General features: G+C 35.1%; 12 protein-coding genes. 11 read left to right on the top strand and 1 reads right to left on the bottom strand.

Annotated elements, in window-relative coordinates; genetic code table 11:
- Positions 1-11: 11 nt before the first annotated feature.
- The 7 genes from AA0017_RS15420 to AA0017_RS15390 all read left to right on the top strand — a co-directional run bounded on the left by AA0017_RS15420 (position 12) and on the right by AA0017_RS15390 (position 5,102).
- Positions 12-239, top strand: coding sequence for a helix-turn-helix transcriptional regulator (locus tag AA0017_RS15420; protein WP_413382619.1), 228 nt, complete (start codon positions 12-14; stop codon positions 237-239).
- Between the two features lie 54 nt (positions 240-293).
- Positions 294-545, top strand: a complete 252-nt coding sequence (locus tag AA0017_RS15415; protein WP_413375838.1) for a hypothetical protein — start codon at positions 294-296, stop codon at positions 543-545.
- 649 nt (positions 546-1,194) lie between these two features.
- Positions 1,195-2,118 (top strand): hypothetical protein, encoded by a 924-nt coding sequence (locus AA0017_RS15410; protein ID WP_413375836.1) that lies wholly within the window; start codon positions 1,195-1,197, stop codon positions 2,116-2,118.
- A gap of 234 nt (positions 2,119-2,352) precedes the next feature.
- Positions 2,353-2,766: a hypothetical protein gene (locus AA0017_RS15405; protein WP_413375835.1), complete on the top strand. Its 414-nt coding sequence runs from the start codon at positions 2,353-2,355 to the stop codon at positions 2,764-2,766.
- A 213-nt stretch (positions 2,767-2,979) separates the two neighbouring features.
- Entirely contained in the window at positions 2,980-3,702 is a 723-nt protein-coding gene (locus AA0017_RS15400; protein WP_413375833.1) for a class I SAM-dependent methyltransferase, read from the top strand.
- 57 nt (positions 3,703-3,759) lie between these two features.
- Positions 3,760-4,308 (top strand): GNAT family N-acetyltransferase, encoded by a 549-nt coding sequence (locus AA0017_RS15395; RefSeq protein ID WP_413375831.1) that lies wholly within the window; start codon positions 3,760-3,762, stop codon positions 4,306-4,308.
- Between the two features lie 398 nt (positions 4,309-4,706).
- A complete protein-coding gene (locus AA0017_RS15390) occupies positions 4,707-5,102 on the top strand; it encodes a DUF4181 domain-containing protein (protein WP_413375829.1) in 396 nt (131 codons plus the stop codon).
- 122 nt (positions 5,103-5,224) lie between these two features.
- Here AA0017_RS15390 and AA0017_RS15385 read toward each other — a convergent pair whose 3' ends face one another.
- Positions 5,225-5,494, bottom strand: a complete 270-nt coding sequence (locus tag AA0017_RS15385) for a hypothetical protein (RefSeq protein ID WP_413375827.1) — start codon at positions 5,492-5,494, stop codon at positions 5,225-5,227.
- A 382-nt stretch (positions 5,495-5,876) separates the two neighbouring features.
- Between AA0017_RS15385 and AA0017_RS15380 the strand changes: the two genes are divergently transcribed.
- The 4 genes from AA0017_RS15380 to AA0017_RS15365 all read left to right on the top strand — a co-directional run bounded on the left by AA0017_RS15380 (position 5,877) and on the right by AA0017_RS15365 (position 11,771).
- Complete coding sequence (locus AA0017_RS15380; protein WP_413375825.1) at positions 5,877-8,054, top strand: MMPL family transporter; 2,178 nt, start codon at positions 5,877-5,879, stop codon at positions 8,052-8,054.
- Positions 8,055-8,611: 557 nt separating this feature from the next.
- Entirely contained in the window at positions 8,612-9,568 is a 957-nt protein-coding gene (locus tag AA0017_RS15375; protein ID WP_413375823.1) for a carbohydrate ABC transporter permease, read from the top strand.
- 16 nt (positions 9,569-9,584) lie between these two features.
- Positions 9,585-10,403, top strand: a complete 819-nt coding sequence (locus tag AA0017_RS15370; protein WP_413375821.1) for a carbohydrate ABC transporter permease — start codon at positions 9,585-9,587, stop codon at positions 10,401-10,403.
- Between the two features lie 30 nt (positions 10,404-10,433).
- A complete protein-coding gene (locus AA0017_RS15365) occupies positions 10,434-11,771 on the top strand; it encodes an ABC transporter substrate-binding protein (protein ID WP_413375819.1) in 1,338 nt (445 codons plus the stop codon).
- The last annotated feature ends 134 nt before the right edge of the window (positions 11,772-11,905 follow it).

Here is an 11,905-nt window from a genome sequence, read left to right as displayed (position 1 = left end):
GTATGTAAAAGATATTTGGCAGACCTTATAATGGTGGTGACAGTAAGGTAGAAAATAAAATTAAATATTACAGAGAGAAAAAAGGTCTATCACAGGGGAGATTAGCAGATTTGTGCCAAGTGAGCAGGCAAACAATAAATGCAATTGAAAATAATAAATATGACCCGAGTCTTCAATTGGCTTTTGATATTGCATTCCACTTACATACATCTGTGGACGAAATTTTTAAACCTCGATGAAGGTTTGAAAATTAGAGTTGAATATTATACGAACTAGGAAGAGGGGGAAAGCAAATGAATACTAGAAAGATTGGTGGACTTATTATAGGTTTAGCCATTTTAGCTGTACTTGGTTTTACTATCTATAAAATCTTAACAGGTAAAGAAGTTGGATTTAATGAAATCATAACGTTTAGTATTTTATTTATGATGTTCTTTTCTGCTATTACATGGGGTGGCGAAAAAGAAAAAGATGGGATTTTACAAAAGGAAGAATTAGGGAAAAAATCACAGAGCAAAGTTCAAAAATTAGTTATTATATTTTAGTAGTATTGATACTTATCGCTGTCTTCTTAGACCACTTAATAAATGGTACTTATAACATTTTTTTATTAGCGGTTTTAGGAGTCGCTGTGGTTTTGTTACCATTAGTTGAATTTTTAGTTTCTAGAAAATATCAATAATGACGTTTTTTGATTATGAAAGAGATCTTTTTTATCCTACGCTCTTTGTGTCGATAGTTTAAATTAGTTGTATTTAGAAATGGTTTGTTTAATTAAATGGTGCGTTGCTCTAAGAAGGTTTAACACATTTTTTGTTTAATTTATGGAATAGTAGGTAAAATAAGGGGATTTGATATGTAACACTTAAGTAGATATATTGCTAGGAGAGATGATTAGTGAAATACATAAAGTGGATGTATATGATAATGTTTCTGATAGTGTTTACTAATTGGATAAGTGTCTATATTTTTAAGGATCAATATTCAGCGATTGCAAGCTTGGTTGGAATCTGCCTTTTTTTCTTTGGTACCTTATTTTTTATAAATGCAAAAAGTTATTTAGCTAAGAATATGTATAATGATCAACTTAAATAAGAATGATTATTCTATTGTAGAAGGCTTGTGAAAGAAGCAATAAATGTTTTATTTAAAAGACACAAACAATCTGTGATAATTTAGAAAAAGGAAGTACTTATGGTGATAATGAACAATCTAAGCTCAATTACTCCCCAAGATATAGAGGAAATCAATTCTTTACTAACTAAAACATTTGAAAATGATGAGCTTACTATTAATCAATTTTTAGACGGTTTCAAACGTGAAAATAAGCTTCTGACATTGAAAGCCGCTCAAAATGGCCAAATTAGTGGAGTCATAACATCTTGGAAAAATAAAGTTCACCCGCATAGTGTTTATATATCGTATGTAATAGACTTAGAATGGCAACATAATTTCTCTGTTGCATTAGAGCTATTCACTAAATTAAACAATCTATTAAACAGCCCCTCTATGTATCAAATAACTTTACCGGAAAAATGGCGAGAGCTCATTTCTATTTGTGAAAGATTAGGGTTTAAAGAATACAGGAAAACGTATATATCCGTATTGAACCTTCCATCAAAAATGAATCAAATATCAAATATCTCTATAGTGAGAGAGTCTATAAAATTAGTAAACCTTAGCGAAATTAAAGAAGATAAAAAGAAAAGAAATGAGTTAATTTCTTTAGTAATTGATACATACGCCAATACACATAAAGATAATCCACTTGGTATATTCGATAATAATTTTTGGGAAAAGAAAATCTTTGCAAAAGATACAATTTATGAAGGCTCATTTATAGCTATAGAAAGAAATAGAATCATTGGTTTTGCCTTACTTCATTACTCTGATAACCCTAATAGGTACGAATTTGGCTGGAGAGGTACAGTCGAGAGAGTAGAGATAAGTTTCATTCAATATTTAACATATAAACAAATAATTTACTCGAATCAAATGGGGATAATGGAGCTAGAGGGAGAAATAGATACAACAGATCCATATTCCCTAAGTATGTTTGAACAGTTTTGTATGTATAAAGAACAGTCTTTTGTTACTTTACAAAAAATAGTTAAGTGAGCAGGAGAATATTTATTCTGTATAAATCTCTTAGGCAAATTTAATATTAAATAACTGAATAATACACCTTATTTCTTGAACTACTGTAGTGGCGGCATTCCTTTCTTAATAGAGGGATGTTTTTACTTATGTCACAAATGAAGCAGTTGCAGAAGTTAGTCGGATTAACCTTTATCATTGTCCGAATAAAAGTCTCCTGATTAGGAAAGCTAATGGCAAAAAGGAGACTAATATATGAAAAAGAAATCGGTTATCCAAATTTTTTTAATGATATCCATACTTTTTTTACAAGTTCATTCTGTTCATGCAGAGAAAAGTGAAGAACCTTGGGCAAAATATCCTGACAACTCTCAATTGGATTTTGAGGATGTAGATTCATTTTATGATAAATATTTAGATGAAAAAATCTATCTTGAATATGAAAATGCAAAACTAAATATAAGAGAGAAAACTACTTTTAAGGATATTAATAAAATGAAAGAAAAAGCTGATAAATATGGACAGTCAAGATCAGGTGGTATGGGTGTTCATCCTAATAGGCAAGTATATGTGTTTGTAACGGTTTCTCAAGATGAAGAAATGAAAACAGCCGTTTTTGATGCAGAGACAAAACGCCCTTTGAATTATGATGGGCCATTAGAAAAGTAAATGTAATATTCTAGCACTCAGAACATATAGTACAAACAAATTACTTTATCAATTACGGCTAAACTGAATGATATTTATTCAATGATGCGGGCATTCCTCATTTAAAAAGGAGTGCCCTTTTTTATATGTCACAAACTGTGAATTATTTGAAGGAGAGGAAATGATTAATACATATAGAATATTAGTTTAACTGGATTGAGGAGGTAATATTTGATGGCTGATGAATTATTTGAGAATCCAAGATTAGCATATATCTATGATCCATTTGACCCTGATCGAAGTGATTTAGATGCTTATGAGTCTATGGTTAATGAGTTTGGGGCAACTTCTGTACTTGATATTGGTTGTGGAACAGGAACTTTTGCTTGTCGTCTTGCTGCTAAGGGTGTCGAGGTTATTGGATTAGACCCAGCTGAAGCGTCATTAAAGGTAGCTAAATCAAAACAATGGTCTGACCGCGTTAGGTGGATTAACGGTCATACACTTGACCTGCCGCCATTGAAAGTTGACCTTGTAACGATGACAGCTAATGTTGCCCAAGTTTTTCTAACCGATGAGGAGTGGGAAGAGACATTGCTTGTAATCCGAAGTGTATTGCTTCCAGGGGGAAGATTAGTGTTTGAAACTAGGAAACCTGAGTTACAAGTATGGCTCGATTGGAAGAAAGAGAATACATACGAGCGGGTTGATGTTCCTGAATGTGGTATGGTCGAGGGTTGGAAAGATGTCACTGACGTTCGAGGATCCTTAGTATCATTTCGATGGACTTATGTTTTCGAAAATGATAGTGCCGTAATAACGTCAGACTCGACGTTGCGATTTAGGGGTCTCGAGGAAATAACAAAATCTCTGAGCGATGTAGGACTAACTGTAGAGGATGTAAGAGAAGCCCCTGACCGACCAGGGCGAGAGTACGTTTTTATCGCACGTCGATGACAACAGTTTAAAGATACTATAAGCTACACGTAAAAATATAAAAGGGTGGAGGCGGTTGTGATCGAAAACAATGAAGTGTCTCTTTCAAACGAAAGATTATTACTAAGGAAATTTAAAAAAGGTGATTGGATTGATGTCCATAAATACGCATCACAAGATGTCGTTTGTCAATACCAACCTTGGGGACCAAATACAGAAGAAGATTCACAAGCGTTTGTTACACAAGTTATTGAAGACACTGCCAAAATACCGAGAGAAAGATTTATTTTTGCGATAGTTTACCATTCCAAAATGATTGGAGCAGGTGAGCTGAACATACGAGATTTCACAAACAAAGTAGGAGAAGTCGCCTATATAGTAAACCCGAATTATTGGGGCAAAGGTATAGCAACAGAGGTGGCTAAATTATTGATTGATTTTGGTTTTGAAAAATTAAGACTCCATCGTATTTATGCAACATGTGACCCTAGAAACATTGGGTCATCCAAAGTATTGGAGAAGGTCGGAATGACTAAAGAAGGTAGAATTCGTGAAGGTTTATTAATCAAAGATGGTTGGCGAGATTCTCTATTATATAGTGTTTTGGAACACGAGTGGAAAAGATAATGTAACAAGCCTTCGTTTCAGCTAACGAGGCAATACGTTAATCAAGGTATTGCTCTTTTTTTGTGGAACTATTGGGGTGGGTTAGTGGATGGGATAAAATCATATACATATCCAATGATTTATAATGAAATATCAACAAAACTCTAATAAACGAGGTTTCTAGGACAAAAGGAGAACTAGGAACAAGAGAGTGACCAATAAACGAGGTTTCTAGGACAAAAGGAGAACTAGGAACAAGAAAGTGTCCAATAAACGAGGTTTCTAGGACAAAAGGAGAACTAGGAACAAGAAAGTGTCCAATAAACGAGGTTTCTAGGACAAAAGGAGAACTAGGAACAAGAGAGTGACCAATAAACGAGGTTTCTAAGACAAAACCGGAATAATTAAGGAGAAATTTAATGTTTTTACTAAAATTAGTGTTAGTTGCATTGGTTATGCTTTTTTTAACTTCAGCAGTTAAGGTCATTTTAAGAAAAATATTTAATATTGAAAAAGAGAAAAAGAAGTTCTTCTCTTACAACCATTTAAACGAATTACATAAAAAGATAGATTGGGGGATCAGAATTTTCTTTTCAGTTGCCCTAGCCTTTTTCATATATTTTGAGTACTCAATAAATATTGGTCTAGTTACATTAATTTTCTACATTGGACTAGAGTGTTCAACACGGGCATTTTTTGAATGGAAATATTCAAAGAACCCTAAGCAGTCCATCATAACAATTAGTGAAGTGCTTTTGTTAATAATCGTATTAATCATAGTCATTCAGTTAGACATACTAAGTACAGTATCTTAATAGTTTTACGAGAGCTCAAAAGAAATCATGATTCTTCTGAGCTCGTATTAGTGGTTACATAATAATCGTTGACGGTGCACGACCAGCTATCGATTTCATACTTATGTTGTTTAGGAAACGTATCATTTTGTTAAATTATCAATTTTTTTACTCAATAGTTCGATTTGCTTTTCCAGTGATTGTATCCTTTGTTCTTGCTCTTGTGTTTCTTCACTTTGAGTGATGTTATCTTGAATCGCTTCATCGATTGCAATTTTAGCTGCATATGTTCCAATTGCATCACCTATCGTAACCAATACCCCGCTTAACAGAGCCAGTTTTAAACTCATCGCAAGATTGATTTCCTGTATGGTTTGTTCAGAATGGTTGTTATCCACATTTTTATTTTTCATAAATTCAACCTCAATTATTTAATGTTTACTTTTAATGTATTCGTTTATTTTAAATTAGTTAATCAATATCTAAAGCAGACGTAGCTTTCTTTGACTGCGAACTGTCGATTATATGGACTTGATTTCAGGTTGAGATATACAATGTACGTCGTATTGGATGAATTGTGTCGCGATGTAAGTGTGAGTTACACATTTTACGACTACCACATCCCTGATCGCTTTGTGATTAACGTTTTAGGGGTGTTAATGTTGAAAAAAGAGCTCGCTCCCTACCTAAAATTGTCACCTCCTGTTCATCTTCCATTCATATTGTATTCACGGTTTGTTCATCTAGCTTTCCTATACTACGGTTGTAAATCAAACGAGTAAAGGAGAGAGAAGAATGCTTCAACCTTTTAGAAAGTTAGCGAAGTTTTCAAGTAGTCCGTTTGGGGCGAAAATGGTTCTGATATTTTGGCTTGTGACCCTTGTGCTGTTAAGTTTGTTCCTGCCGTCTGCCAAAGATTATGCTGGTACAAGTTCGGAGGGCAGTGTAAGTGGGGATAGGCTGTCAGAAATTGCGGCCGAAGTAAATGCAGAGGAGTTTTCGAGTGATGATGATGGAATCCCCGCTTTATTAGTATTTCATCATGAAAAGGCCTTAAATGCAGAAGATAGAGAGAAGATATCTGAGTTAAGTAAATGGTTAGCTTCAGAGCATAAACCAGCTCATGTTGTGAGTGCCCTACCCTATCATCATTTTCCAGCAGAAATACAAAATCAAATGTATTCGGAAGATGAGACGACGATGCTTTTTCATGTTTCATTAGAGCGAGGTTTAGAAGCGAGTGAAGCAAATGAAACATTGGCTCAAATAAGGAATGAAGTTGAGGCGATTGGTCTAACTGATATTCAATTTGAAATTACGGGTCCAGCGGCAATAGCAGCAGATACGACTGCTTTATTTCAAAATGCCGACTTTGTGTTAATGTTGGCAACCATCGTGCTCATCTTTGTTATTTTGATTGCCATTTATCGTTCACCACTACTCGCGATTATGCCATTATTGATTGCAGGAATGGTCTATGGAGTTGTCGATCGGTTGTTAGGGCTTGCTGGAAAAAATGACTGGTTTGCCGTTGATTCCTCAGCCTTTTCGATCATGCTTGTTTTACTATTTGCGATTATTACCGATTATAGTTTGTTTGTGTTCTCAAGGTATAAAGAAGAGTTACAAAAGCAGGAATCTAAATACGAATCGATGAAAGAAGCGATTCATCATGTGTCAGAACCAATCTTCTTGAGTGGTGGCACAGTCTTATTAGCGATGTTGACTTTATTTGTGACCGTCTTTGAACCATATAATCACTTTGCCCCAGTCTTTTCAGTAGCAGTTGTCATTATTTTATTAGCAGGGTTAACCTTAATACCAAGCATCTTTGCCCTGTTGGGGCGAAAAGCCTTTTGGCCGTCCATTCCAAAAATAAATGAAAAAACTAAGAAACAGAGTAAATATTGGATTAAAGTCAGTGAAATCGTCACAAAAAAAGCGAGTCTCATCACTAGTTCGTTACTCTTATTATTAGCTGTCGCAGCTTTTAACACAACTACGATTAACTTCTCTTTTAATTTGATGAAGTCCTTCCCAGAGGATATTTCATCAAGACAAGGTTTTGAAATATTAGCAGATCATTTTCCAGAAGGACAGCTAGCACCTGTATCGGTTATCCTAAAGTCTGACGAGCAACTAGATTTAGACGAACCGTTTTATAAACAAGTTAATAGCTTAAGAGCTGAGTTGGAAAAGGTAGAAGGAGTCAGTATAGTAAGTCCAAAAATTACCGAGGAAATGATCGCCGGTGAGGCAAATCTACCTCGAAACTTTCTAGCAGAAGAAGAGAAAGCGATCAAATTCGAACTGATCCTAGAGCAAAACCCGTTTGAAATGGAAGCTTTAGAAACGGTCCAAACGTTAAGAGAGTTAGAAGAAACTTTGTTGGAAAGTCACCAATTCTCAACCGACAACTTCTCCCTTCATTACGCAGGACAAACAGCAGAGCAATTGGATGTTAAAGAGATGAACGAACGAGACATGATTTTCCTATTTTCCAGTGTCATTCTATTGTTAACTGTCATACTCATTTTCCAATTTAAATCGTTTTTATTGCCATTGATCATGATGGCAACGATCCTCCTAACCTATGTTGCGTCATTAGGAATAAGCTGGTGGATCTTTGAAAATCTATTAGGTTACGAGGCCATCAGTTATCGCATCCCAGTCTATACGTTCATCTTTATGGTCGCCTTAGGCATCGACTATAGCATCATTCTCATTTCAAGAATCCGAGAACAAGCTAGCCACTTCGCTTGGAAAGAAGCCATTCAACAAGGAGTCGCCAAAACAGGAAGTGTCATCGCTTCAGCTGGTCTGATCCTTGCCGCTACATTCGCCGTCCTCATGACACAACCGTTACAAGAGTTATTCTTGTTTGGATTTACAATGGCTGTGGGAATATTGTTAACGACATTTATTACGAGCACAATATTTTTGCCGGCAGTGTTGATGTTGCTGAGGAAGTGAGTGGAATAAAATAGAAGATAGAATCCGAGAGGGGACAGAAGGGCTAGTCCATGTCAGAAAAAAATTATTCTTAAAAGTGGAGAGGAGTTAGAATGGGAAATCTCGACTAACAAAGATTTTGAGCGTCAAATAGTACCCACCTTTTTTTGTAGGTGGGTACTATTTGACATTAATTAACTTTTGGAGGGGTGTATTGTAAGCTCTCCTTTCAAACGAAGCATATATACACACAGCACCTCCAAGTAAGATGCAGTATTAAATAAAAGGTTTACATCATTTGTCGGAAAATGATATGGGAAAGGTCTAGTTGGATTGGCTACACAGATTCAAAGTTCTTTTGAACTGGATCCGTATAGTGATTCGATTTTTTTATTTTCTGAACGGGATAGACTTAGTTCCTGAACAATTTGTCTTAGAAAGTCAAATTTTTTCTATTGAAGAACAAAATACTTTCATGTAAACGCATACACTTGTTTGTATAATAAGGAACGTAGATAAAAGATTTATTCAAAGGATTAGTGTATCAACGGTTAATTGAAAATAAAGGAGTGATAGAAATGGCCCGAATTATAGAGCCAAAAGAAAGCTCTAAAGGATCTACATTAAAAACAAATCGCGGAAAAAGTAGAAAACTTACTATGAAAACAAAAGAATCGTTGGCAGGTTATATATTCATAGCTCCAATGCTAATAGGTACAACAATATTGGTAATCTTGCCAATTATAGCTGCTTTTATAATGAGTTTTACAGATTGGGTATTTATCCGTGGGTTAGGAGATTTAAATTTTGTAGGTTTTGAGAATTATAAGAAGTTGGTAAATGATGAGTTGTTCATAAAGTCTGTACAAAATAATATCTGGCTTATTCTTGCTGTTCCATTAACAATGGCAGTGTCTCTAGTAATAGCCATCATCATTAACAAACATGTTTATTTATCATCATTTTTTAAAATTGTATATTTCATTCCGTACATTTCAAGTATTGTTGCTATTGCTATTGTTTATCAATTGCTATTCCACCCGTCATATGGACCAATTAACGAGGTTTTAATGGCAATAGGAATAGATAACCCGCCGCGTTGGCTAGCAGATTCGAGCTGGGCACTAGTGTCCGTTATTATAATAACCATATGGACATCAATAGGGTTTAATTTGATCATTTATTTAGCCGCTATACAAAATATTCCTCATGATTTGTATGAGGCTGCAGATATAGATGGTGGAGGAATGTGGAAAAAGTTTAGATTCATAACATTGCCGATGCTCTCTCCAACCACATTTTTCTTGCTTATAACGGGGATTATCTATAGTTTTAAATCCTTTGAGCTTATCGTCGTATTAACGAGTGGTGGACCAAGTTACTCCACATCCGTAATTGTCTATTACCTTTACGAACAAGCATTTGAAAGCTTACGTTCTGGATATGCATCAGCTATCTCTATCGTACTATTATTAATTCTTTTGATTATAACAGCTATACAGTGGATTGGACAGAAAAAATGGGTTAATTATTAAGGAAGGAGGTAGCTTAATGAAAGTTAATCTATCAAAACTAATTGTGACCTTATTCATGGTATTGGGAGGTATCGTCTTTCTACTTCCGTTCATATGGATGCTCTCAGCTTCTTTAAAACCAGAAAGTGAAGTATTCGCTTATCCAATAAAGTGGATTCCTGAGGTTTGGAGGTGGGATAACTACGCTACGGTTTGGTCAGGTGATTTTCCCTTATATTATTGGAATTCCATAAAGGTCACATTATTGACAACGCTTATTTCGACTATAGTCTCAGCTATGGCTGCCTACGGATTTTCGAAACTTGAATTCCGAGGCAGGAATGCTTTATTTATAATTGTTTTAGCAACGTTTATGATTCCGGCACAGGCCATTTTAGTACCGCAGTTCCTGTTGTACATGTATTTAGACTTGTTTGATACACATCTTGGTTTGATTTTATTAAATAGTTTCAGTGTATTAGGTACATTTATGCTAAGGCAATTCTTCGTTGGAATCCACGATGATTATATCGCCGCAGCAAAAATTGATGGAGCGAATCAGTTTACTATTTTTACAAAAGTAGCAGTACCTTTAGTACTACCAGCAATCTCAACATATGCAATTTTAAGGTTTATATGGACATGGAATGATTATCAAGGACCATTGATCTTTCTTCGTTCAGATAATCTTTCAACCATTCCACTAGCTATATCTCGTTTTGCTACTGAGAGTGGACAGCTCTACAGTTTAATGATGGCAGGTACTGTTTCAGCCATTCTTCCGCTGATCATCATTTTCTTAATTGGCCAAAAATACGTCATTGAGGGAATTGCTATGGGTGGAGTGAAAGGATAAAAAACAATTATGTAAAGGGGAGATTTTAAAATGAAAAAATTACTACAGTCAGTTTTATTCATGGGGTTTGCATTTGCCTTAATAGCTTGCTCTACTGGTACTGAAGGAGGGGAGAGCAGTGAGGCAGACAATGATACAAATAGTGATGAGCCAGTAACAATTAGATTACACCATTGGTACAATGAAGAAGCTGATAACTGGGATCAAGTAATTGCTCAGTTTGAAGAAAAATTTCCTCATATTAAAGTAGAATCAATTACTCCAGAGAATAATGATGCCAATGAAACCATGCAACAAATTGACCTTGCAACTGCTTCAGGTGATCAGTTAGATGTAATCATGGTAAATAGTCCAGCTAACTATTCACAGCGAGTTAATCATGGGATGTTTGAACCTTTAAATGGATTTATTGAAGAAGCAGGAATGGTTTATGAGGATAACTTCCGAGTAGATACATCTGTTGATGGAAATTATTATGCATTACCCGGAAAATATAATATGAGTTTTGTTATGCTAAATGAAGATGTTTTAAATGAAGTTGGCTTATCTATTCCAACAGAGTGGACTTGGGATGAATATATGGATTATGCAGAAGCATTAACAGCAGGGGAAGGACAAAACAAAAGATATGGAACATTCTTCCATACATGGGATGACTACATTCGATTAGCCACTTTTAATCAACCAGAAAATAGTAGCTTTGTAAAAGATGACGGTGTGACATCCAATATAGATAGTCCATTATTGAGACAATCATTGGAAATTCGTGAGCGAGGCCATCAAGATGGATCAGCGACACCTTATTCAGATACCATTTCAATGAACTTAAACTATCGTTCGGAATATTTCTCAGAGAGAGCAGCGATGATTATGACTGGAAGTTGGATGATTAGTGAAGCTGGAGGTATGCCAGGTGAAGAAGCTTCCTTTACAACAGCCTTTGCACCATACCCAAAAGCTAATGCAGGTGACGATATCACAACTCCTGCAGGGGCTGACTTCTTGACCATTTATTCAGGATCTGACTATAAGGAAGAAGCGTTTGAATTTATTCACTGGTACACAACGGAAGGAATCGTATTACAAGGAAAATACCTTCCAGATTATTTAGGAGCAGACATGAATGTCGTATTAGATAATTTGCTTGAGTCAACTTATTCAGAAAAAGTTAACTTAGATTCTCTTGTACACACATTAGAAGTTACTCTAGCTGCGGATCTTTATATTCCAGTACCTTTTATTAGTGAAGTTGTCACTGTCTACACTAATGAAGTTGAAAAATTCTTATTAGAAGATCAAGATATTGATATAACTATTGAAAGAGCACATGAAGCAGTACAGAAAGTAATTGATGATAATACTAATTAGAAATTAATAGATTTACATGGGAAAGGTTGGAACTACATATAGTTTCTAATCTTTCCTTTGTATTTAGTGAATAATAAATCATTTTAAACGACCTTTTTTGAGTGCTTTTTGATATGGTTGTATATTTTTTAGCG

The organism is Alkalihalobacillus phoenicis (genome assembly GCF_047302405.1).
GTDB lineage: Bacteria > Bacillota > Bacilli > Bacillales > Bacillaceae_D > Alkalihalobacillus.
Note: the sequence above shows the minus strand (reverse complement) of the source record. Positions and strands in the feature narration are given on the sequence as shown.